This window comes from Streptomyces sp. NPDC097640 (genome assembly GCF_040302705.1).
Taxonomy (GTDB): domain Bacteria; phylum Actinomycetota; class Actinomycetes; order Streptomycetales; family Streptomycetaceae; genus Streptomyces.
In genome coordinates this window covers 150519-174971 of the sequence record NZ_JBEOSB010000021.1, presented here as the reverse complement: position 1 = coordinate 174971, position 24453 = coordinate 150519, and the positions used below count along the sequence as shown (strand labels likewise).

Annotated in this window: 12 protein-coding genes; 4 read left to right on the top strand and 8 right to left on the bottom strand. The window is 71.9% G+C overall.

Features of this window, described 5'->3' with window-relative positions:
* Positions 1–49 precede the first annotated feature (49 nt).
* From ABTY62_RS30110 to ABTY62_RS30080, 7 genes are all read right to left on the bottom strand, one after another.
* Positions 50–1081 (bottom strand): MupA/Atu3671 family FMN-dependent luciferase-like monooxygenase, encoded by a 1032-nt coding sequence (locus tag ABTY62_RS30110; RefSeq protein WP_352132566.1) that lies wholly within the window; start codon positions 1079–1081, stop codon positions 50–52.
* A complete protein-coding gene (locus ABTY62_RS30105) occupies positions 1078–8208 on the bottom strand; it encodes a hybrid non-ribosomal peptide synthetase/type I polyketide synthase (RefSeq protein ID WP_352132565.1) in 7131 nt (2376 codons plus the stop codon). The genes ABTY62_RS30110 and ABTY62_RS30105 overlap by 4 nt, the downstream gene beginning before the upstream one ends.
* A 56-nt stretch (positions 8209–8264) precedes the next feature.
* Positions 8265–11732, bottom strand: a complete 3468-nt coding sequence (locus ABTY62_RS30100) for a non-ribosomal peptide synthetase (RefSeq protein WP_352132564.1) — start codon at positions 11730–11732, stop codon at positions 8265–8267.
* A complete protein-coding gene (locus ABTY62_RS30095) occupies positions 11729–14401 on the bottom strand; it encodes a beta-ketoacyl synthase N-terminal-like domain-containing protein (RefSeq protein WP_352132563.1) in 2673 nt (890 codons plus the stop codon). The genes ABTY62_RS30100 and ABTY62_RS30095 overlap by 4 nt, the downstream gene beginning before the upstream one ends.
* A complete protein-coding gene (locus ABTY62_RS30090; protein WP_352132562.1) occupies positions 14398–17535 on the bottom strand; it encodes a non-ribosomal peptide synthetase in 3138 nt (1045 codons plus the stop codon). Before ABTY62_RS30090 ends, ABTY62_RS30095 begins: the two co-directional genes overlap by 4 nt.
* Positions 17536–18159: 624 nt before the next feature.
* Positions 18160–19602, bottom strand: coding sequence for a M1 family metallopeptidase (locus ABTY62_RS30085; RefSeq protein WP_352132561.1), 1443 nt, complete (start codon positions 19600–19602; stop codon positions 18160–18162).
* A 51-nt stretch (positions 19603–19653) separates the two neighbouring features.
* Positions 19654–20508 carry a M20/M25/M40 family metallo-hydrolase gene (locus ABTY62_RS30080; protein ID WP_352132560.1) on the bottom strand — a complete coding sequence of 285 codons (855 nt, stop codon included), beginning with the start codon at positions 20506–20508 and terminating at the stop codon, positions 19654–19656.
* Between the two features lie 324 nt (positions 20509–20832).
* On the opposite strand from ABTY62_RS30080, the gene ABTY62_RS30075 reads away from it, so the two are divergent.
* On the top strand, positions 20833–21144 hold the full coding sequence (locus ABTY62_RS30075; RefSeq protein WP_352132559.1) for a hypothetical protein: 312 nt from the start codon (positions 20833–20835) through the stop codon (positions 21142–21144).
* A 19-nt stretch (positions 21145–21163) separates the two neighbouring features.
* Here ABTY62_RS30075 and ABTY62_RS30070 read toward each other — a convergent pair whose 3' ends face one another.
* Complete coding sequence (locus ABTY62_RS30070; RefSeq protein ID WP_352132558.1) at positions 21164–22072, bottom strand: MerR family transcriptional regulator; 909 nt, start codon at positions 22070–22072, stop codon at positions 21164–21166.
* A 39-nt stretch (positions 22073–22111) separates the two neighbouring features.
* Here ABTY62_RS30070 and ABTY62_RS30065 point away from each other — a divergent pair, with 39 nt between their 5' ends.
* The 3 genes from ABTY62_RS30065 (at position 22112) to ABTY62_RS30055 (ending at position 24421) form a co-directional block, all read left to right on the top strand.
* A complete protein-coding gene (locus ABTY62_RS30065) occupies positions 22112–22861 on the top strand; it encodes a maleylpyruvate isomerase family mycothiol-dependent enzyme (protein ID WP_352132557.1) in 750 nt (249 codons plus the stop codon).
* 314 nt (positions 22862–23175) lie between these two features.
* On the top strand, positions 23176–23829 hold the full coding sequence (locus ABTY62_RS30060) for a class I SAM-dependent methyltransferase (protein ID WP_352132556.1): 654 nt from the start codon (positions 23176–23178) through the stop codon (positions 23827–23829).
* 94 nt (positions 23830–23923) lie between these two features.
* The gene (locus ABTY62_RS30055; RefSeq protein ID WP_352132555.1) at positions 23924–24421 is read left to right on the top strand and encodes a hypothetical protein; all 498 of its coding nucleotides are present in this window, start codon (positions 23924–23926) and stop codon (positions 24419–24421) included.
* Positions 24422–24453: the final 32 nt, after the last annotated feature.

Genomic DNA, 24453 nt, shown 5'->3' with positions numbered 1-24453 from the left:
CGGCCTTGCCCGGGCCGAGCGCGCAGCTCTCTGAACGGAGACCGGGGATTCACAGTTCCGCGCACCTCGCCCTGAGCCGGCTCAGCGTCCGCAGCCCGTCGAGGACCTGGTCCGTGCCGACCCCGAAGTCGATGAGACAGGCGATCTCGTCGACACCCAGCTCCGCGAGCGACTCGACCAGCGGCACACAGCTGTCGACGGAACCGATGAGGCAGCGGGTCCGCGCGTATTCCTGATAGGCGTGGTCCAGCAGTTCCGCGAGCGCCTCCGGCGCCACCTCCCCCGGCGCGCTTTCGGGCGACTTGAGCCCGAACAGGCTCATGGAGGACCGCATGTACTCGGTCAGCGGTCCCCGCGCGGTGGCCAGCGCTCCCTGCTGGTCAGCGGCGACGAAGGTGTGCAGCATGACGCTGACCCTCTCCCGTGCGATGCCGTGTCCCGCCGCCTCCAGCGCCTCGCTGTACGCGACGAGGTTGTCCTCCAGGCGCTCCCAGGACTGGCCGAGCAGATGGGTCAGCACGCCGCAGCCCTGGCTGCCCGCCCAGGTGAAGGTCTCCTCGGAGCCCGCCGCGGTGATCCACAGCGGGATGTCCGCCTGGCGCGGCCCGGGATGGGTGCGGACCTGTCGCGCCCGCCCCTGCGGCCCCTGGCGCTCCACCGCCTCCCCGGCCCACAGGGCCCGCAGTTCCGCCAGGCCTTCCCGCATGGCGCGCTTGTTACCGGCGAAGTTGTCGGGGGCGAGGACGAAGTCCTGTGGGTTCCACCCGGAGGCGATCGCGACGCCGGCCCGGCCGCCGGAGATCTGGTCCACGACGGCCCATTCCTCGGCGACGCGCAAGGTGTCGTGCAGCGGGAGCACCACGCTCCCCGCCCGGACGCCCACGCGGGAGGTGACGGCCGCGACCGCCGCCCCGGTCACGGCGGGGTTGGGGAAGGGGGCCCCGAAGTCGTGAAAGTGCCGCTCGGGGGTCCACACCGCCGAGAAGCCCTCGGCGTCGGCGAATCTGGCCGCTTCCAGCAGCAGCCGGTACTGCTCGGCGGCGTCGTCGCCGTTGGCGAAGAAGAAGAGGCTGAATCTCATATCCGCTCCATGACGCTGTCGGATTCCGCGACCGGCGTCTGTGCCATCCCGCCGAGTACCGCGGGGGTCGCTTCGGGCTCGAAGGCGAGTGCGTACAGGGCATGGCGGTAGAGGCCCAGCAGCCGGGAGTCGTCCGGCCCGGCCGTGCCGTGCCGGTACTTGACCAGGGCCCGGAACGCGGCGGAGGAGTCCACGACGGTGAAGTGCAGCCGTTGGCCGGGCATGAGCGGATCGGGGCCCACCGCCCGCAGGGAGTGTCCCTCCAGGCGGATGGTCTCCTCGTCGTCCCTGGCGTAGTTGAACACCACGGGCAGGTCGTCGAAGCCGGTGAGGCCCGGATCGTCCGCGGCCAGATCGGCGTACGGCAGGGTGCGCACGCTGTGCACCTGGTCGAACACCTCGCGCACGGCGTCCAGTGTCCGGATCAGTGGCTGCGTGGCCCGCACGTTCAGCGGCAGGGGCACGACATTGGCGAAGCCGCCGACCGCGGTGTCCAGCGACGGGCCGGGCCGCCCGTCCAGCGGCACCGCCGGGCACACGCGCTCGCTGCCCCGGGCCCACGACAAGGCCGCGGCGAAGGCGGTGAGATGCAGGACGAAGGGGGTGACCCGGTGTTCCGCACACCGGGCGCGGAGCACCTGGTGCAATGCCTCCCCCGGGACCCAGCTCCGACGGCGGACCGGGCCGTCGGGCGCCGGCGGCCGCACGGTGCTGACCGCCGCAGCCGGCGGCAGCAGCCGCCGCCACAGGGCCGCCGCCTCGGCCGCGCGCTCGCCGCCGGTCAGCGTACTCCGCCACGCGAGGTACCTCAGGAACCCGTCGTCCGGCCGCCGCCGGGCCCCGGGATCCCGGTACGCGTCGACGAGGGCCTGACACAGCCGCAGCAGCCCGCGCCCGTCGAGTGCCAGGAGGTGCACGGTGAGGGAGAGCAGCGTGTGCCGCCCGGGCACATCCGCCACCGCGACCCGCAGCAGCGGATCGCGACGCGGGTCGATGGCGACGGCCTGCGCCCTGTCGTACAGCCACGCCGGGGCGTCCTGCGCGGTGACCGTATCCGGGCACACGAGGCTGTGCACGGTCTCGGCGGCCGGATCCGGCTTTCCGACCGTGGCCAGGCCATCGCCCCCGACCCGCAGCCGCAGCGCGGGGTGGAGGTCGAGCACCGCGCCGACGGCGGCCCGCAGGCGTGCGGTGTCCAGCCGCTGTCCGGTGTCGAACACGAACGTCTTCTGCGTGGCGGCCGGTGGTGGCCCGGCCGGCCTCCGCAGGCCGGGCGGCAGCGGGGCGGGGGAGGTGGGCGCGGGCGGCAGTTCTTCCTCGGTGTCCGCGTCGGCCGCGCCGCCGCGCCGCGCCACCACCTCGGTCACGGCCCACGCCGTGCCGCGGCGGTAGAACTCGGGGACGGTCAGGCGGATGCCGAAGCGGTCCCGCACGGCGTGGATCAGCCGGGTCGCGAGCAGCGAGTGCCCGCCCGCGTCGAAGAAGTCCTCCTCCGGCCCGAGGTCCGGGCGGTCCAGGACACGCCGGAACAGGGCCAGGACCCCGGCCAGGACCTCGTCGCCGGCCGGGACACCGTCGTCGGCCGGGACACCGACGCGCTCGCCGACGCCGCCCCCTGGCGCGGGCAGTCTCGTCGGCTCCACCTTGCCGTTGACGTTCACCGGCAGGCGGTCCACGAGGGTGAACGAGGACGGCACCATGGCCGCCGGCAGTTCCTCACGCAGCCGGATCCGGGTCTGTTCGACCACCCGCGCGCTGTCCGGTGCGGCGACCAGATAGGCGTCGATCCGCCGGTCGCCCTCGGGCCCGTTCACGATCAGGGCGACATCGCGGATCCGCGGGTCCCTGCGGAGTACGACCTCCAGTTCCCCGAGCTCCACCCGGAAGCCGCGGATCTTGACCTGCTGATCTCCCCGGCCGAGGAACGCGACATCGCCGGATCGCAGCAGGCGCGCACGGTCGCCGCTGCGGTAGACGCGGCCGCCGCCGTCCGGCTCGAGGAACCTCTCGCCGGTCAGCTCGGGCTTGCCCAGGTAGCCCGTGGCCACGCACACGCCGCCGATGACCAGCTCGCCCACCGACCCCCGCGGCAGGTCCTGCCCGTCGGTGCCGAGAACGCGCAGCGTGACGTTCTGGATGGGCACGCCGATGGGGGCGTGCTGCGGCCAGCTGTCCGGTGGCCCGGAGAACCGGTACGACGTCACGACATGGGTCTCGGCAGGGCCGTAGTTGTTGAGCAGCCGGCAGTCACCGAGCGCTCCGAGGAACGACACGAGTGCAGCGCTCAGCCGTAGTTGCTCGCCGGTGGAGGCGATCTCCCGGAGTGACGCGAAGGCGGAGGCGTCGTGTTCGAACCGGGCCGCGAGCGCGTGCAGGAGGGACACCGGAAGGATCGCCTTCGCCACCCGCTGGTCCGCGATGAACGCGGCCAGCGCGTCGTGATCGTGCTTGGTCTCCTCGTCCGCGATATGCAGCGATCCGCCCGAGCACAGTGCGGCGAAGGTCTCGTGGAAGGAGGCATCGAACCCGAAGGACGCGAGCTGGAGCCAGCGACGGCCGGTGGTGTAGCCCGCCGTTTCCCAGTGGATGAGGTTGGCGAGTGCCCGATGCGGGAACTCGATGCCCTTCGGTACGCCCGTGGTGCCGCTGGTGTACGTCAGGTACGCGGCCGTGTCCAGGTCCACCTCGTCGCCCGCCGCGGCCGCGTCCCGGGCCGGGAGCGTGGCGACGTCGATCTCCACCGCCTGCGCGTCGGTGGCGAAGTCCGCGTCCTCCTTGCGCGCGCACAGCACGACCGCGGCACCGCAGTCCTGTGCCATCGCCGCGAGCCGGCGTCGCGGGTGGGTGAGGTCGAACGGGACGGGTGTCGCCCCCGTGCGCAGCACACCGAGCACGGCGGCCACGACGGGAACACCGCGCTCCATCGCGATGCCGACGGTGTCCCCGGGTTTCACGCCGTGCGAGCCGAGCAGTTCGGCGAGCCCGGCCGAGAGGCCCGCCAGTCGGCCGTACGTCAGCGAAAGCCGTCCGTCGGTCACCGCGAGCCGTTCGGGCTCGCGGGCCGCCCACCGGGCGAAGACCGCGTGCACGGCGCGCTCCGGGACGGCCACGACGGGCCCGGTCAGCGCGCGCCGGGTGCGCTCGGCCACCGCCTCGGGTTCCGCCGCCACGCTCGCCAGGGTGGCGTCCGGAGCCCGGGTCACGGTGTCGAGCAGGTGCGCGAAGGTCTCCTGCCAGCCGGCGATCGTGGCCTGCTCGAACCTGAGGGTGTCGTAGACGAAGCGGCCCGCGATGGCGCCGTCCCGGTCGAACCACCAGTCGAGCGACAGCTCGTACGGGCTGGTGGCGCGGTCGAAGGGCAGCGGGCCCGTCCGCAGGCCCGGCGGCCCCGGCGGCACGCCTGCGTCGAGGCTGAGCATGTTGAACAGCACCTGGAAGACGGGGGCGGTGTCGAGTCGGCCTCCTGGAGTGAGTTCACGGGCGAGCACTTCGAAGGGCAGGTCCTGGTGGTCGAGGGCCGCCATGACGCGCCCGGAGGTTTCGCGCAGCAGGGCGCGGAAGTCCCCGTCGGTGTCGATCCGCACGCGCAGCGGGAGGGTGTTGACCAGGTTGGCGATCAGGTCCTCGGTCCCGGGCCGGTGACGGCCCGACACCGGAGTGCCCACCACGAAGTCGCCGCGGTTGCCGACCTTGCCGAGCAGCAGCAGGAAGGCGCTGAGCACGACCGCGAACGGAGTCGTGCGCTCGGCTTCGGCGAGCCGCCGGACGCGCCGGGCGAGGTCGGCCGGCACGGTGAAGTCCAGCTTGCCGCCCGCGTAGCCGCGTTGGGCGCCCTGCGGCCGGTCGCCCGGCAGCTCCAGCCGTTCCGGCAGGTCCGCCAACTGCTGCTGCCAGAAACGCAGTTGGCGGTCGGCCTCGGGCGAGCGCAGCCAGTCGGCCTCGGCCCGGACATGCGCCGCGAGCAGGCCGTCGACGGGCGGCAGTGTGCGGGCCGCGCCGCCGGTGCGCCGCTCGTAACCGGCGTAGAGGTCGCGGAGCAGGATGCCGGTGGACCGGGCGTCCGCGCCGATGTGGTGGACCGCGAGGGCGAGCACATGCCGGTCCGGCGCCGTCCGCAAGATCCGCGCGGCGAGGACGGGTGCGCGGTCCAGGGGGATGCGGCGGTCGAGGAGCCCGGCGATCTCGCGCCGCAGGGTGGCCTCGTCCGGGACGTCGACCAGGGGCACATCGACCGGCACATCAGGAAGGATCACCTGCTCCGGTCCGTCCTCGGACACCCGGAAGGCCACCCGCAGGCTCTCGTGGCGCGCCACCACATCGGCGAGCGCGGCGCGCAGCGCCGCCACGTCCAGCGGTCCGGACAGGTCGGCGAGCACCGGGACGTTGTACGCCTCGGCGGCGCCCTCGATCTCGCTGAGGAAGAGGAACCGCTCCTGGAGGGGTGTCGCGGGCAGCACCCGGCCACCGGACCCGTCGGGGGCGCCGGTGTCGGCCGGGGCGGGGGCCGTGGGGGGCGCGGGGGCGGCCGCGCGTACGAGCCGGGCCAGGTTGCCGGGCGACGGGTCCCGCAGAAATGAGCCGAGCGGCACGGCCTGCGACCACTGCCCCCTCGCCAGGCTGACGATCCGGGTGGCAAGGAGCGAGTCCCCGCCCAGGGTGAACAGGTTGTCCTCGGGTGAGATGTCGGGGACGCCGAGGGCCTGGGCGAAGATCCGGCGGGCCGTTTCCTCGATGTCCGGGGCGGATCCGGCCGCCTGGACCTCGGCCGGCGCGGGCACCCGCGGCTCGTCGCGGTCCCGCACCGGGTCGAGCCAGTGCCGCTGCCGGTCGAACGGGTAAGGGGGCAGGTCGACGTGGTGTCCGGGGCCGGGAGGGGTGACGCATGCCTCGTCGATCCGCAGTCCCATGACCCATGCCTGGGCGAGGGCGGCGCGCAGGGCCTCGTCGCCGGGCCGGGTGTCCTCGGCGGCGGCCACGAGGCAGGCCCCTTCGAAGATGCCGGGTACGGAGCGGTCCCGGGCCGGAACGGGGGCCGGAGCCAGGGCCACCACCGCGGCCACGCGCGGCGGCAGGGTGCGTCTTCCGGGCGCCGCCGGGGTGCCGCTGAACACGTCCGCCAGATCCGGGCGCCGGCCCGCCGGACACAGCTCCGAGCCGTCGGCGTCGTACCAGGGGACGCGGGCCGGGCGGGCGCGCACATCGAGCAGGGCCCGTTCCAGGCGCTGCCCCTGGGCCAGGGCTCCCAGCACCTTGGCGACGTCCCGCTCGTCGAGCACTCCGCTCAGTACGGCCGCGGCCGCCCTGCTCTCCCGGTCGGCGACGACCGCCGCGGGGCGGATGCCGTGCTCGGCCCAGACGGCGGCGCAGCCGAGCGCCACCACCAGGGCGGAGTGGTGCGACGGGAGGGCGTCCGCCAGCCGCTCGGCCGTGCGGCGGAAGGCCGGCTGATGGTGCAGCAGCGACGGGTACGTCTCGTGGTCCGGCTCGCGGTGGTGGAGCGCGAAGGCCACCGGCCGGTCCGCCACGTCCCCTCCCCCGGCTGTGCCGTGGAGCGTCACGGGCTCGCGGTCCGGATGCCACAGCAGGGCCCGCCGGAGCGGGTGGGCCCGGCGCCCGGCGAGCAGCGTGGCCGCCACTCCGGGCACGTCCCGCACATCCATGGTGGCCAGTCGGGTGCGCAGCAGTGCCTCGACGGCGTCCAGGGCCGCCGGGGTCCTCGCGGTGAACGGCAGCGGGGTGAAGGTGGCCTCGCCGTCGGCGGGCTTCTCGCTCCCGGCGGGCTCGCGGGACGAAGGCGCGGGTTCTGGCGGCGCCTCTTCCACGAGTACGTGCACATTGGTGCCGCCGACGCCGAAGGAGCTCACCCCGGCGAGCAGCCGGCCCGGCGCCGTCCACGGCCGCAAGGCGGTGTTCACCCGGAACGGTGAGTTGTCGAAGTCGATGTGGGGATTGGTCCGTTCGCAGCCGAGGGTCGGCGGCAGGGTGCGGTGCCGGAGCGCAAGGATCACCTTGATCAGTCCGGCGATGCCGGAAGCCGAGTCGAGGTGCCCGATGTTGCTCTTCACCGATCCGATGGCGCAGAAGCCGGTGGCGTCGGTCGTCTCGCGGAAGGCCTCGGTGAGGGCGCTCACCTCGATCGGGTCGCCCAGCGCGGTGGCCGTGCCATGGGCCTCCACATAGGAGATCCGGTCGGCGGTGACACCCGCCAGCTGGTGCACCGAGGCGATCAGCTCGGCCTGGCCCGTGGGGCTGGGCGCGGTGTAGCCGCTCTTGCGATCGCCGTCGTTGTTCATGTCGCTGGCCCGGATGACCGCCAGGATCCGGTCGCCGTCGGCCAGTGCGTCCTCCAGCCTCCGCAGCACGACCAGGCCAACGCCGCTGGCGAAGGCGGTGCCCTGGGCGTCGGCGGAGAAGGGCCGGCAGCGGCCGTCGGGGGATCCGATGCCGCCCTCGGTGTAGGGATAGCCGAGGTCCGCCGGTTTGATGCCGGCTCCGCCCGCGATGGCCGCGTCCGTCTCGTAGTCCAGCAGGGCCCGGCACGCCTGGTGCACCGCGGCCAGGCTGGACGAGCAGGCGCAGTCCACCGCCACGCTGGGCCCGGTGAGGCCGAGGCGGTAGGACAGGCTGGTCGCGGTGTGGCCGCGGTCGTTGCCCATCAGCACCCGGTGCCAGCCGAGGGTCTCCACCACCTCGGGGTGGTCGAGCACATTGCGCAGCAGGTAGTCCGAGTGGTTCAGGCCGATGTAGACGCCGGTCCTTCCGGCCCGTCCCGCCCGTCCGAGCCCCGCGTCCTCGAGGGCGTGGACCGCCGCCTCCAGCAGAAACCGCTGCTGCGGGTCGGTGACGGCGGCCTCCGCGGGGGTCATGCCGAAGTACTCCGCGTCGAAGAGGGACACGTCGGCGAAGCGTTTGCGGGCGGCGACGTAGGCCGGGTCCCGCAGCGCCCGGTCCAGCAGCCCGGCCCGGCGCAGCTCCTCGTGCGGGACGCCCTCATGGGGGTCGACCCCGTCGCGCAGCAGCTCCCAGAACTCGGCCGGCGAGTCGGCGCCGGGGAAACGGCACGCCATTCCGGTCACCGCGACGGCCGGATGGGCGTCTTCGTAGTCTTCTGGCAGGTCGGCGGTCATGGTTCGAACTCCGCTCGGTCCGGTCGGTCCTCGGAACAGGGTCGGCGGGGCGGGCATCAGTCACTGTCGGCCGCGCCCTCCGCGGCCCGCAGCCGCTGTTTGCGGGACACCTGCTGCCTGCGCTGTAGCCGTGCGGCGTGCCGGGCCTGCGCCTCGGCGGTCCGGTGGTGGCCGGAGGGCGCGGCGGAATCCGCCCGGCCGCCCAGGTGGGCCGCGTAGGCCTGGACGCTGGGGTAGCGGAAGAGATCCACGATCCGGGCGTCGGCGTGCACCCGCGTCCGTACCTCGGTCAGCAGGTGGGCCACCAGGATCGAGGTGCCGCCGGACCGGAAGAAGTCGTCGGCGGGGCCCACCGCATCGCTGCCGAGCACCTCGCGCCAGACCTCCAGCAGCCGCTTCTCCATGTCGTTCGCGGGCTCCGTCACAGCGCGCTCGGCGTCGCCGAGGGGCACGGGCGGCAGGGCTCTGCGGTCGGTCTTGCCGCTTGACGTCGTCGGCAGGGCGGTGGCGCTCACCATGGCGGCCGGCAGCATCTGGTCGGGCAGCAGGTCGGCGAGCGCGGTCCGCAGGGCGGCCTCGTCGAGCACGGCCCCGGGCCGCGGCACGCAGTGGGCCACGAGCGCGGCGCGCGCTCCGTCGCGCTGGACGACCACGGCCGACTCGGCCGCGCCCTGGAGCGAGTTGAGGGCCCGCTCGATCTCCTCCAGCTCGATCCGGTATCCGTTGACCTTCACCTGGTTGTCGATGCGGCCGAGGAGTTCGAGGTCCCCGCTCGGCAGCCAGCGGGCGACATCGCCCGTCCGGTACGCCCGCCCCTGGTCGCACAGGGCGGGGAGGGCGGGGAACCGCTCGTCGGTGAGGTCGCGGCTCCCGGCGTATCCGCGGGCCACGCCCGCGCCGGTCAGCACGAGCTCCCCGTACATCCCGACCGGAACGGGGTTGAGCCGGGCGTCGACCACATGGGCCGCGGTGTTGGCGAGCGGCTTGCCGACGAGGATCCGGTCGGGCGGGACGGCGGGGACTTCCCAGCAGGTGGACCACACGGTCGTCTCGGTGGGCCCGTACATGTTCAGCACGCAGGGGATGCCCAGGTCCTTGAGCCTTCTGGCGAGTGTGCTGTCGAGGGCTTCGCCGCCGACCATCAGGAGCTCCAGACGGCCCAGCGCTCTCTCGGCCTCGGGCAGCGCGAGGACGCCCCGCAGCATGGTCGGGGTGGCCTGGAGCGCCGTCACGCCTTCGGCCAGGATGAGTTCCGGCACGGTGAGGGGGTCGGACCGTCCGTCGGCCGGCGTCATCAGCCGCAGGCTCTCGGAGGTCTCCGCGAGCACGACGCGGACGCCTCGCGCCAGGGTCCAGAGCAGCTCGACGACGGCGATGTCGAAGGTGACGGCCGTGACGGACAGCCAGACCGGGTCCGACGGCAGCCGGACCGCCTCGTCCAGCGCCACGAAGAGGTTGGCCAGATTGCGGTGGGTGACCTGGACCCCCTTGGGCCGGCCCGTCGACCCCGAGGTGAAGATGAGGTACGCCGACTCCTCCGTGGCGGTCGCCCGCTCGGCGTACGCGGTGGTGTGCGCCAGGTCCCGCGCGGACAGGCGCGGCCCGGCGAAGTCCGGGCACCTGTGGGCGTATTCGGCCCCCAGGACGAGCGCGGAGCACTCCGCCGACTCGAGCATCGCGTCGATACGGGCCCGCGGGGCCGCTCCGTCCAGGGGTACGTAGACCATTCCGGCGGACATGATTCCGAGCAGCACGGCCACCAGCTCGGCCGAGCGCGGCACCATGACACCGATCCGCTGCCCCGGGCGCAGTCCGGCGGCCTGGAGTCCCGCCGCCACCGCGTCGGCTTCGCGGGCCAGCTCGCCGCGGGTCAGGCTCTGCCCGCGGAAGGTCAGGGCCGGTGTCCCCGGGTTCTCGGCCAGACGGCGGCGGATGAGCTCGTGTACCGGCTCGGGCGGGACGGGGCGCCGCGTCCGCGTGTTCCACCGCTCGATCTGCGCCGTGCTCGCCGGGTCCATGAGGGAGAGTTCGGCGAGCGGCGCGTCGGGCGTGGCGCACATGTTCTCCACGAGCCGCCGGAAACTGTCGGCGATGCGCCGCGCGTCGTCCCCGTCCAGCAGGGCGTCGTTGTGGACGATCAGTCCCTGGAGCCCGTCCTCGTCCTCGCGGAGCTTGAACATCAGGTCGTACTGAGCGGAGTAGAAGGGCGTCGGCGCCGGCGCGGCCTCGACGCCGGGCAGTGTGAACCGCTCCCCCGGATACGTCTGGAGGATGAAGATGTTCTGGAACACCGGTGAGTGGGAGCTGCTGCGCTCGGGCGCCACGGCCCGCACGACCTGGTCGAAGGGAAGGTCCTGGTTCGCGAACGCCTCGAATGTGGTGCGCCGTACCGCCGCGAGGAAGTCACGGACCGTCTGTCGCTCGTCGACCCGGGTGCGGACGGTGATGGAGTTGAAGAAGAGTCCGGGTGTCTGCTCCAGCGCGGGGTAGGGCCGGTTCGCCAGCGGGCTTCCCACCGCGATGTCGTCCTCGCGGGTCATCCGCGACAGCAGCAGGGTGTATGCCGAGATCAGGACGGCGTAGAGGGTGTTTCCGGTTTCGGAGCAGAGCCGGCGGGCCTGCTCCAGCAGGTCGGTGTCGTACCGGAAGGTCAGTGCCGAGCCGCGGTAGCTCTGGATCGTCTCCCGTCGGCGGGACGGGACGAGTTCGAGCAGCGGTGGCAGATCCGCCAGGGCGTCGCGCCAGTGGTCGCGCTGCCGTTCGGCCAGTTCGCCCTCCAGCCACTCGCGTTCCCAGACGGCGTAGTCGGCGTACTGGACGGAGAGTTCGGGCAGCCGGGGACGGCGGCCTTCCACCCTCGCCGTGTACAGCTCGGAGATCTCCTTCTTGAGGATTCCGGTCGACCATCCGTCGGAGATGACGTGGTGCTGGGTGACGACGAAGGTCCAGCACGAGTCGTCGGTGCGCACCAGGTCGAAGCGGATCAGCGGGGCCGAGGAGAGCTCGAAGCGGGTGGAGACGATCGAGAACATCACGTCGTCACGCGTGTCCGGGCCCGCCTCGTGTTCCGCGAAGACGACAGGACACCGGTCCTGGATCCGCTGCACAAGCTCCGAGCCGGTCTCCACGAGCGCGGTGCGCAGAATCTCATGGCGGTCCACGAGGTCCTGGGCGGCGCCGCGCAGGGCCGCGATGTCCAGGTCGCCGCGCAGCTCGAGGGCGAAGTACATGTTGTAGACGGGAAGGTCGGTGGCCGTCTGCTCGATCAGCCACAGCCGCTGCTGGGCGTAGGAGGCCGGAATGGGGGCGCCGCGGTCCACGCGCTCGATGCGCACCTCGCGGCGGGCGGCCTCCTCCTCGGATTCGCGCAGGAATTGAAGGATGTCGTCCCGGTTGGCCCTGATGGTCTTCTTCAGTTCGTCGCTCAGGACGCCCTGGGGAGCGGAGACGGCGAGCCGGTCGCCGTTGGCGGTGATCCGGATGCCCTTCAGCAGCAACCTCTCGAGCAGGCTCGTGACGTTCACAGCTCAACGGTTCCCATCCGGTCGTCGGCGGTCGAGGTGAGGGCCGCGTAGACACGCATGGAGGTGAGTCCCTCGTCCACGAGCTCGGCCATCCCGGCCAGGGTCTCGGCCTCCAGCAGGTCACCGAGGGACACTCTGACGTCGAAGCGCTCCCGGATCCTCACCATGACCTGCGAGGCCACCAGCGAGTGGCCGCCCAGGGCGAAGAAGCTGTCGTCGGGCCGGACCTCGGGTACGCCCAGAACGGCCCGCCACATGGCGGCGAGTTCGGTCATGGTGTCGCCCGTCGGGGCGGCCGACGGCACGGGGCCTTCGGGGACGGCCGACGGCACGGGGCTTTCGGAGACGGCCGACGGCGGGGGGCTTTCGGGGACAGGGGCCGGCGCCGCGGCGACGCCCCAGTGGCGCACCGCGTCGAAGGGGTACAGCGGCAGGGAGGTGCGGCGAGCCGTCTCGGGGCCGGGCAGGAGTTCCCAGGACACCTCGCAGCCCCGCTCCCAGCAGTGGGCGACCAGCGTCAGCCAGTCCTCCCAGGTGGCGACCGCGTCGGCGACGTTCGGGACACCCGCGGGGAGCCCGGCCTCGGCCGGTCCCATGACCGCAGAGCGGGTCACCTCCAGGAGGTGGCCGGCGGGCGGCGCCGCGCCGGCCGGCAGCGTACTGCCATGCGTCAGGGAGCGCAGTTCGTACGCGGGCGGCGACATCCGCACCGTGGCGAGTTCCGCCTGGATCTCTCCCAGCAGCTCCTCGCAGACGTCGAGATCCCCGCCGTCCAGCGCCGCCTCCACGGCCTGTGCGTGGTACAGCGCGCAGCGCAGCGCCACATCCCAGGGCAGCGCCCCGGCGGAGGCGAACGCCGCGTACTCGCCGGCGTCCAGCGCCGCCAGCGCATCGGGCACGGCCCCCAGGGCGGCCAGGGACTCGAGCGCGCCGCAAGCGGTGCGGAACTCCTCCCCGGTCCATGCCGCCCGCCCCTCGAGCGCGCCGGGGCCCGGGCGTTCCCGGGCGGCGCGCAACCGCGGAAGCAGGGCGACGGGCGACGCACCGGCGGTCTGCGGGGCCTTGTCCCGGAAGCCGATCCCCAGGACCACGGGCCCTCGCGGCAGTGGCGCGGAGTCCTCGCGCAGGGCCGAGTCCAGTGCTCCCAGGGTCGGGGCCACCCAGGCCCGGCGCAGTCGCCGGTGGCTCCGGGACCGCTGAAGCGTCAGGGCCACGTCGGCATGCGCCGGCGGGTGCGGCGCCGCGGTGACGGCCTGCGCGAGCTGTTCACGGAGGCGGTCGAAGGATGCGGGCGTGTGGGCCGACAGGGGGAAGATCTGCGGCGTCCACGGCTCGGCGCCGGAGCCGTGCCCGGTGTGCCGTGGCGTGGACGGCGTGGCCGGTGGCTGCTCAAGCACGATGTGGCCGTTGCTGCCGCCCATGCCCAGGGCGGTGACCGCCGCGCGCCGGGGGTGGGAGGTCAGGGCCCACCGGTGCGTGCGGGTGCTGATGTAGAGGCCGCTGCCGTCCAGCCGGATGTCGGGGTTCAGCTCGCCGTGCCCCACGGTGGCGGGCACCACGCCCTCGCGGACGGCCAGCACGGCTTTGATGATCCCGGCCATGCCGGCCGCGGTGTCCAGGTGTCCCACCGAGGACTTCACCGCGCCCACGGCGCAGGGGGCGGTGACGCCGAGGTGTTCGCGTGCCTCCCGGAGCGCGGCCAGCTCGATCGGGTCGCCCAGCGGCGTGCCGGTGCCGTGGGCCTCCACATAGCCCACGGTCCCGGGGTCGATCCCGGCGTCGGCGAGCGCCGCGAGGACCACGTCCCGCTGTCCTCGCACGCTGGGCGCGGCGAAGCTCTGCCGCTCCGCGCCATCGTTGTTGAGCGCGGATCCGCGCAGGACGGCGTGCACGGTGTCGCCGTCGCGGAGGGCCTGCGCCAGGCCCTTGAGGACGACGATGCCGACGCCGCTGCCGGGCACGGTGCCCGTGGCCGACCGGTCGAAGGGGCGCAGCTCCCCGTCCGGTGACATCGCGCTCCCGTCGACGGCCTGGTAGCCGTGTTGCTGGGGGAGCTGGAGCGACACGGCCCCGGCCAGGGCGATGTCGCACTCCCCGGCCAGCAGGCTGCGCCTGGCCAGATGGACCGCGGTCAGCGCCGTGGAGCACAGGCTGTTGACGTACACGCTGGGACCGCGCAGGTCCAGGTGGTAGGACACGCGCAGCGGCAGCGCGGCGGGGGTGTCCGACATACTGCGGTGCGTCCTCGCGCCGCTTTCCGGGCTCGGGAGGAGGGCCGCGTAACGGTTCTCGCCGGCCCCGCAGAAGACTCCGACGCGCCGGTCCGGTCCGTACCCGGCAAGGCCCGCGTGTTCCAGCGCGTGTACGGACTCCTGGAGGAACAGCCGGTGTTGCGGATCCATCGCGGCCGCTTCAGCGGGGGCGATGCCGAAGTACGCGGCGTCGAAGAGGTCGATGCCGTCGAGAAGCCCGGCGACGGGCACGTAGCGCGGGTTCGAGAGCGTGTCCTCGGGTACGCCCCTGGCCCGCAGTTGCCCGTCGGTGAGCCTGACCACGGAGGTCTCGCCGTCGACCAGGCGGGCCCAGTAGCGTTCCGTGTCGTCGGCTCCGGGGAAACGGCAGGCCATACCGATCACGGCGATGGACTGATCTTCCTGCTGAACCGTCATACGCGTCCCTTGTCGTCCTCGGAGCGGCGGCTCAGCGAGCGAGCGACGGCCGCCACGGTCGGGTACTTGAACAGGTCCGTGATGGGGATGTCGGCCGAGATCCGCTGCCGGAGCAGGCGGTGAAGGCGGATCAGGGTGAGCGAGGTGCCGCCCAGCTCGAACAGGCTGGCGTCGCGCGGCACCCGTTCACCGCCCACTCCGAGCACCTCGGCCCACAGCCCGGCGAGCCGCTGTTCCAGCGCGGTGCGCGGGGTGGCGTGTGCCGCGACATCCTGTCCTTCCTGGGGCCGGGGCAGGGCTCGGGTGTCCACTTTGCCGGTGGCGGTCACGGGCAGTTCCGCCAGGCGGAGGAGGTGGGTGGGCATGAGCTCGGCGGGGAGGCGGTCGGCGAGGTGAGCGCGCAGCTCGTCGGGGCCGATGTCCCCCGATGACACGAAGTGGACGAGCAGCGAGTCGTCGCGCTCGGTGCTGATGGTGACCACCGCGTCGTTCACGCCGGGGTGCTGGAGGACGAGGCTGCGGACGCCGTCCAGTTCGACGCGCAGCCCCCGCACCTTCACCTGGGCGTCCTCACGGCCGAGGAATTCCAGGACGCCGTCCTCACGGAACCGGGCCAGGTCCCCGGTCCGGTACAGCCGCGCGCCCGTGTCGTCGGTGAACGGATGCGGGATGAAGCGCTCGCGGGTGAGCTGGTCCCGGTTGGCGTACCCGAGGGCGAGCGGCAGTCCGCCCAGGTGGAGTTCCCCCACAAAGCCCGGCGGGAGTACCTGGCCGCCCGGTCCGAGCACATACGCCTGGGCGCCCGGGATCGGGCGGCCGATGGGTACGGTGCCCGTGGCCATGTCTGTGGCCGGGGAAGCCTCGTGGAAGGTGGCCTCGATGCCCGCTTCGGTGGGGCCGTAAAGATTGACCGTCCGGGCGCCGCACGCGCGGTGGACGGCGTCGACCACCCATTGCTCCAGCTGCTCGCCACCGGAGAACACCCGGCGCAGGGCGGCGCACTCGCCCAGCCCCTCCTCCGCGAGTACGGCCTTGAGCAGCGTGGGGACGAACTGCACCACGGACACCTCGTGCTGACGCATCTCCCGCAGCATGTGCGCCGGGTCGCGGTGCGCGGAAGGCGGTGCGACCACGGCGAGCGCCCCCACGGTGAGCGGAGCCAGGTACTCCCACAGGGAGGCGTCGAAGACGGGTGGCGTCTTGAAGTAGAAACGGTCCTGGCCGTGGAAGCCGAAGTCACGGCGTTTCCAGTTCAGGTTGTTCGCGAGCGCCCGGTGCGGAACCGCCACGGCCTTGGGCAGGCCCGTGCTGCCCGAGGTGGTGATGAGGTAGGCCGGATCCCCACCCGAGACGGGGACGTCGTCGAACGCGAGTCCGGGACCGACCGGCTCGGCGTCAGTGTGGGTGGCGGCGTCGACCAACGAAAGTGTCGCCGGTAGCCCGTGGTCCGCTGTGGCTCCTTGGACCACTGCCGCGGCGGCTCCGGCCTCGGAGACCACGAACGCGCGTCGGCGCGCGGGCTGCTCCAGGTCGACGGGCAGAAAGGCGAGGCCACAGCGCATCACGGCCAGTGCCGCGGCGACGAACCGGGCCGACCTGGGCAGACACAGCGCCACCGGACGGCCCGGGCGCAGCCCGAGGCGGGCGATGCGAGCGGCGAGGTTCCGGCTGGTCTCGTCCAGTTCCCGGTAGGTGATCTCGCGTCCCTGCTCGATCAGGGCGATCGCCTGGGGGGACCGCTTCACCTGCCGCGCGAACATCGCGGGAACCAACTGGTCGGGCTCCGACGTGACACGGGCATTCCAGGTGTCGAGCACCTGGGAGCGGTCCTCCTCCGGGGCCAGTTCCACGGCGCGGACGGGACCGTCCCATCCCGCGAGAATTCGCGTGAGCACCTCATGAAAGGCCCGGGCAATACGCCGTGCCGTGTCGGTGTCATAGAGCTGGGTCTTGAAGTCGAGCCGACCGCTGATCTCGGAGCCGATCATGTTGACGGAGAGCAGGAGATCCGCCTTGCCGTCACGGGGAGCCAGCGGGATTCGCTCGACCTCGATGTCCGGAAGTCGAAGTTCCGACTCGGGCGCATCGTTCAGGGACAGCATCACGGGTATACCCGAATGGCCTCCCCTGGCCTGGAGCGTACGCATGCACGCCCATAACTGGCCCAAGGGGGCTTCCTGATGATCGAAACACTCGAAAAGGGAATCCTGAACCGACCGCACATATCCCTGTAGGCTCAGTTCCTCCTGAGGGAGGCAGCGGAAGAGGAGCATATCGGTGAACAGGCCGACAGTCTGGCTGTATTCACCTCTCCGCCAGTCCATGGCCGGATAGGCGATCGCCACGTCCTCCGACCGCAGAAAATGTTGCAGCGTCACCGAGAGAGCGGACAGCAGAAGGGAGAACGGGGTGACCCTTAATCGTTCACCGGCCGCGACGAGATCGCCGGGCAGCTCGACCGGGACCGAGGACGTGCGCAGTAAATCCCCCTGAGAAAGGCCGGGGTTGCGCAAGGGGGCGGCGATGCCGTTCATCCCTTCGAGATACTTGCCCCAGAATTCCGCCTGCTGATGCCCCGCCGGAGAGGCAAAGCGCTCCCGCTGTTCCGCGATGTAGTCGAAGTACTCCGCCATGGATGTCGGCCGACCGAGCCGACCGGCGCCCTGCGGACCGGCCGAGTATCCACGCGCCAGATCCTGCGTGATCAGGGGGATGGAGGCGGCATCCACCGCCACATGGTCGAAGACCAGCAGCAGCACGGCCTCACAAGGCGCGGTGCGGAACAGGTGAGCGCGCAGCCGGCGCTCGGCGTCCGGCCCGAAGGGCGTCGAGGCCGCCTCGGCGATGCGCTCGTCGAGTTCCTCCGTGGGCACGTCGTGCACGCTCAGCACCTCGGCAGGAAGGCCGCAGACCTGCTGACGCGGGACGCCGTCCCCGGATTCCTCCATGGACACCCGTAACAACGGATGGCGCTCCATCACCTGCCGGACGGATTCCTCCAGCGCCGCCCGGGAAATGGGCCCGTTGAGACGGAATGCCACTGGCACGTTATAGAGGTCGCTGCCCTGATTCAGCTGCTGCGCCGCCCACACCGCTCGCTGCTGTTGACTGAGCGGGGCCCAGGGGCCGGTCACGGCGAAACTCCGGGAATTATCAAGAATCGCTGCTCAACAATCAGAACGTGCGTCATCAGCTTGCCCCCGCTCAACCGGACAACCCCCGCCGAGCCGCTCCGAAAGGCGGCTTATTCAGATGCGAAGGTCAGTCAGCAAATCTGAAATCTCATCCGTTCCAAGCGGTAACAAGGACAGCAGCAACGACCACAAATGGCAAGTGACCTAAATCACGCCGAGCCTTTGGATTGGATGGCCCGGCGTCCGATAGGGCGCGATGATCCCCGGATATCGCGCATCGCCCTGTTCAGTCACTCTGGTCCGAAGGTGTGCGGGACGGGAAATGCGGTGAGTCCCGTGACGTACGAGCGGATAGGCCGCGGCCAACCGGCCCGATTACCACCTCGACCGCGCACGCAATGGCTGATCAGCAGGCCTGTCCGCGCTCTGGCCGTGATCGTTCCGGATCTGCTGAACCCCTTCTTCGCGGACATCCGCAAGGGGGACGGGCCCCAACCCCCGGAAGCTCGACCTCAGAGGCAGGGGCAATTTGGAAACTGCCGGTGTGACGGCCGATGACACCTTCCTGTCGAGGGACGCCCGCCGACCCCGGACCCCCTCCCGAGGAGGGCGCCCGGGATGCGTTCAGCGTGCCGTGGCGCCGTCCGGGTCGAGCGACCCGAGGGACCCCGGGAAGAGGTATTTCCTCGCCGGGGCGGTGGTGCCGTGTGCCCAGGCGCCGAAGAAGCCGGTGAGGTCCTCGCCGGACACCTCCTCGGCGAGCGCCTCGAACTGCGGCCAGGACGCGTTGCCGTAGCGGTGGTCGCGCTGCCACCGCTTGAGGGTGCCGAAGAACGCCGGATCCCCGACCGTGCGGCGCAGGGCGTGCAGCATCATGGACCCCTTGCTGTACAGGGCACTGGCCAGTTCGCTGCCCCGACCGGGGTCGTACAGCCGCGTCGTCCAGAAGTCGGGGTCCTCCCTGCTCTCCTCCACCATGGAGCGGTAGAAGCCGTTGTCCAGGTCGTCTCCGGACTTCTCCTCGTACCACAGCTGGACGGCGTACTGGGCGAAGCACTCGGCCAGGCAGCCGTCCCGCCAGTCGGAGAGGGAGACGCTGTCGCCGAACCACTGGTGGGTGTTCTCGTGGACCATGGAGGTGTCGAAGAACCCCCCGTGGTACGTCGGGCGGCTCTGAGTCTCCAGGGCGAACGGACCGCTGCCGTCGTCTCCGGCGATGACGATCGCGCCTGCCGAGGAGAACGGGTACGGGCCGAACTTCGAGGCCAGGAAGTCGATGACGTCGGGCAGCAGGGCCTCCGTCTCCGGGTCGGCGGTGGCCCCGGGGCTGTAGGCGTGGACGACGGGGGTGCCGTCGGAGAGCTCCGAGGTGTGCACCGTGAACTTGTCGATGGCGATGGTGCTGAGGAACGTGGCCATCGGCCGGTCCTCGTACCAGCGGAACGTGGTCGTGCCCCGGCCGGTGGTGGTGGCGCCCGGCCTCCCGTTGCCGACCACCGTCCAGCCGTCGGGGACCGTGGCCGTGAGCCGGAAGGTCGCCTTGTCCGAGGGGTGGTCGTTGGCCGGGTACCAGGCCGTGGCGGCGTGCGGCTCGCCCGACACGTTCGCGCCGCCGTCGGCGAGGGTGTGCCAGCCCTCGCCGACCGGTTCGCCGGAGTAGCGGACGCGGACGGAGAAGCGCGCGTTCTTCGCGAGCGGCCGGGCGGGGGTGATGACGAGTTCGTGCGCGCCCTCGCGGGAGACGGCGCGTGCGGGTGTGCCGTCCACGGTGACGGAGGTGACCTGGAAGCCTTCCAGGTCGAGGTGGAACCGGTCCAGGTCCTGCGCCGCGACGGCCTGCACCGTGGTGTCGCCCTCCAGGTGGCGGGGGCGGGCCGGGTCGTAGTTCACGCGCACGTCGTACTGCGTGACGTCGTATCCGGAGTTCCCGTCGTCGGGGTAGTACGGGTCACCGACGCCGGGGCCTCCCGGGGCGGCGGAGGCGGGCAGGGTGGTGAGCACGATGCCGGCGGCCACAGCCGTGGCCAGGGTGGTGGTGCGGCGTTGCCGTTTCCAGCGGGCGGGCATGGTCTGCTCCTTCGAGGACGGGGTCGTCGGGGCGCCGGAAGGGGGCGGGGGTCAGCGGCGCGCGGCGAGCTGCCAGACCGCGCTGATGAACGCGTTGGTGCTGAGGGTCTCGGTCTGCGGGTCCACGTTCTCGACGCGGTCGCACGCGTCGTGAGTGCAGTCGTCGATCCCCGTGGCGAAGCCGCCCACCGGGATGCCGACGTCGCCGAACGACACATGGTCGCTCCCGCCGATGCCGATCTCGAACGTGGGAAGATTCCGGGCCGCGAACCAGCTCTCGAACGCCTCGGCCGCCGCGGGGTCGTCGTGGACGACGAGCCACTGCCGGATGTCCTTCGTGCCGGCCATGTCCACGTTCAGGTAGACGTCGATCCGGTAGCGTTCGGCGGCGGACAGGCCCCGCACATAGGCGGTGGACCCCACCATGCCGGCCTCCTCGGCGCCCCACCAGGCGAACCGCAGATGGCGGTCCGGCGCGAGACCCGTCCTGGACACCTCGAGGGCGGTGGCGAGCAGGGCGGCGGAGCCGGAGCCGTTGTCGTTGATGCCGGGACCGGCCTCCACGCTGTCGAGGTGCGCCCCGGCGAACACGACATGCTCGGGATCGCCACCGGGCCAGTCCGCGACGAGGTTGTGGCCGGTGGCGCCGTCGTGCGTGAAGCGGTGCAGGGTGGTACGGAAACCCGCCTTGTCCAGCGCGGCCTTCACATAGGCGACCGAGTCGCGGTAGCCCCGGGTGCCGTGCGCGCGGTTGCCCCCGTCGCGGTCCGCGATCCGCTGGAGGGCGTCGAGGTGCGGCATGACCTGGTCCGCGGTGACGACGGGCGGGACCAGATCCGCGCGCGGTTCGGCCGCGGCGGCTGAGGCGCCCGCGAGCGCGGCGCACAGGCCGAGGGCCACGGCCACGTGGCGGAGCCGGGACGACGCGCGCGATCGGGATGTGCGAGGGCCGGCTGTACGGCGACCAGGTGTGCTGATCGGGTCCATCGGTATGGGCCTCTCCGTGATGGGGCGATGGCGAGTGCGCCAGGGCGGTTGCGGTGGCCTGGCGCCCAGACGGAGAGACGGGGTGCCCGCGACGTCGGTTGTAAAGAGATCACAAAGTGCCGGAGCCCGTACCCCGCCCCTCCCGTACGGCTCCACCGAAATTCCTGTGCGCACGGGTACCCAGAGGCCCGTCAGTCGGTCTGGAACTGCCACACCGACGGCAGCGCTCCGAAGGAGTCAGGCATGATGCGACGCATCACCACCAGTGCCGGGATTCTGGCCGCCGCAGGAGTCCTCACCCTCTCCATGGCCACCTCGGCCTCCGCCGCCCACGGCGACCTCCGCAACAGCACCTGGCACATCGTCAACCCCAGCGGCTGTGTCGTGGTACCGCTGGAGGACAACAGGTTCCACGTGTACAACTCCACCAACGAATACGCCCTCGCCTACCAGAACATCACCTGCACCGGACCGGTCATCGATGTGATCCCGCCCGGCGGTCGCTCCGCGGAGGGCCCCATCGCCGTTCTGGGCCGAGCCGTCTGGGTCGATTGACGAAACCCCAGGGTGGCGTCTACGCCACCGCGCGGTCGAGCGAGTCCAGCAACCAGGAGTGCGCCTCGCCGACGGTGACGTCCTCGCCCGTGATGTCGCCGACGAGCTGCCAGTAGCGGCGCATGCTCGGGCCTCGGTCGACCGCCGCGACGCGTAGCAGGGCGCGCCGGAACGTCGGGCTGTCAGGCGTGCCCCGCGTCGTCGCGTGCGCCTCGACGAACCGGTCGAGCAACGGTCCGGGGCCCGGCTGCTCGCCCGCTCGCACAAGTGGGCGGGCGAGTTCGCACGCCTCGCCGATTCCCCCGTCGAGCAAGGCGTTCTGATAGGCGACGAACTCTGTGCCGGTACGTGTGCGTGCCCAGATCTGTTGCCGGAGCCGGTGGTCGTCGACGATCGCGACCAGCGTGGCGTAGGCGACCACCTGCTCGGCGGTGGGGTCGTTCGGTGGCTCGGGGACGCTGACGGAGATGAACATGCTGGCGCCGTCCTCGGGCATCGCGGGCAGGGCGAGGCGGCTCCAGAACACCTCGAGCACATGCTGTGCCGCCCGGCCGTCGGCGACCGCGGCCAGCAGCTCCAACCTTGCGGCCCGCTCGGCCGGTGCCGCCTCCTCGACGGCGCGGAGCGAGGCGCGGCGCCAGGCCAGCGTCGCCAACTCGACGTCGATCTTGGCGCGTTCCTGTGCGGCGGCTTCGGCGACGGATCCGCGGCCGCTGAGCACGGTGTCGATCGCCGTCAGCCCGAGCCCGAGTGCCCGCAGCCGACGCAGCAGCGCCAGCCGGTCCACCACGTCCGCGGGGAAGCGACGGTGCCCACCGGTGCTGCGGACCGACTCGACGTAGCCCTCGTCGCAGTAGAAGCGGATCGTGCGCACGGGCACACCGGTCAGCTGTGAGAGCTCGCCGATGGACAGGGTGTCCTCGCGCACTTGAACCTCCACCCGGGTGGAGTTCCTACCCTACGCCGCATGACACAGACGGATATCGACCGACTGGCCTCGGGCCTGCTCGCACAGACAGCGGCGTTCGCGGATGCCGTGGACGGCGCCGACTGGGACGCCTTCGTACCGACGTGCCCCGAATGGCGGCTTCGGGTCCTCGTCGGACACCTCGGGCAGGCACCGCGCTGGGCGGCGGGAATCGTGCGCGGCGGCTCGGCCGACGGCATCCCAGATCCGCGTGAAGCGATGCCCCCGCAGGACTGGCGGACATGGCTGCTCGCGGGGGCTTCGGAGCTTGTCGAGGCCGTGCTGGCGGTCGGTCCTGACACACCGGTATGGACGCTCGTCGGGCCGGGACCGGCGTCGTTCTGGCTGCGGCAGGCGACGCACGACACGTCGGTGCACGCCGTCGATGCCGCGTTGCCCGCCGGTGTGCCGTACGCCCTCGAGCCCGACCTGGCGGCCGACGCGGTGACCCAGTACCTGGAGCTGCTGTCCTCGCCGGCGGCCGCGACATTGAAGCCCGCCGTGGCCTTGTTGTGGGGTGCGGGCTCGATCGGGCTGCGGCCTTCCGAAGAGTCGGTCGAGGGGTGGGTGATCACATGCACCCCGACGGGGGTGTCGTGGCGACGGGGCCCGGGGTCGACGGACGTCACCGTGACGGGGGCGGTGGAAGACCTGCTGCTGGTGCTGATGCGACGCCTGCCGCCACAACGCGTGGCGATCGATGGGGACGAGCGGCTGTTCGACCACTGGCTGGCCCATTCAGCGCTGTAGGCGGCAGTCCGGCTGAACAAGAGTATGGCTCTCACCGACGGGGGATGCGGTGAGAGCCATACTCAGTGTGGCACAGAATAAGCACCGAAGTACCCGATCCGGGCCGTAAATCTCGCATATATCCATCACTTGGGCCTCACACGTCCCAGCCGCCACAGCGGTGACCACTCCTCGCGGCCCCGCACGGTGCGGGGGGAACGTCCGCGGAGCCACTTGACCTTGCCCAAAGGTGAAGGCCGACAGTGTCTGTGGCAACCAGGCCGCGAGCTGAGCCCGCTCGGCTCCTGCCGAACCCGGATGAGAGGAACCCGCATATGGATGACGACGCTCTCCTGGCCGAGCAAATGGCCTACTACAGGGCGGGCGCGGCCGAATACGACCGGCCCTACGCGGAGCGCGAAGAGCTGAAGCGGTTGCTGGCTGCCGTCGATGAACTCCCGATCGCCGGGGATGTGCTGGAGCTGGCCTGCGGAACGGGCCAGTGGACCCCGAGGCTGGCCGCGCGGGCGCGGTCGGTGACGGCTGTCGACGCGGCGGCCGAGGTGCTGGCCCTCGCCCGGGCGCGCACCGCGTCCCCCACCGTCCAGTTCCTTGAGGCCGACCTGTTCTCGTGGCGGCCACCACGGCGCTACGACACGGTGTTCTTCGCCTTCTGGCTCTCGCATGTCCCGCCGACGCGGTTGCCCGACTTCTGGAACACCGTCGCCGCCGCGCTCGCGCCGGGCGGCAGAGCGATCTTCATCGACGACGGCCCCGCCGCTGCCGCGGAGGAGGAGGTTCTCGCGAACCAGCCCGCCCCCGCGGCGCTGCGCCGGCTCGATGACGGCAGTCAGTACCGCATCGTGAAGGTGTTCCACGATGTCCAGACACTCACGGACGACCTCACCGCGCTGGGCTGGTCGGTCCGCATCCGGCCCGTGGCCGGGAACTTCATCGGCATCGCGGAACCACCGGCCACCGCCGGCTGAGAAGCCGCGGCCGCGGCGCCCGAGCCGTACAGGTCGGACTTGACCTTCGAGTTGGTTGAAGCTCAATGATCGCCGGGTGCCACATTCCGAACACATGCCGACCCCCGACCCGACCATGGACGCCATCGGCCAAGCAGTCGCCGAAGGCCGAGCCGGCGACACCGCTTCCGCCCGCCGGAAACTCCTGGACCTGTGGTCCGCGACCGGTGTCACCGGCGACCCACTGCACCGCTGCACCATCGCGCACCATCTGGCAGATCTCCACCAAGACCCCGCCCAGGCTCTGATCTGGGACATTCGAGCCTTGGACGCTGCCGACGCCGTGACCGAGCAGCGCGTCCAGGAGCACCACGCCGGCCTTCACATCGCCGGTTTCTACCCGTCCCTGCATCTCAACCTCGCCGACAACTACCGCCGGCTCGGGTCCTTCGAGGCCGCCATCGAACACAGCGACGCGGCCAAGGAGCATGCGCCGAACCTCCCCCAGGACTCCTACGGTGACCTTCTTCGTGAGGCCATCGGTCAGGTGGCCGAGGCCATCGACCGGCGGGACACCGCCGCGCGGGCCTCCGCGCCCGGTGCGGGCGCATAGCTCTCCCCCCGTCGAAGTGACCCGGTGCTGCC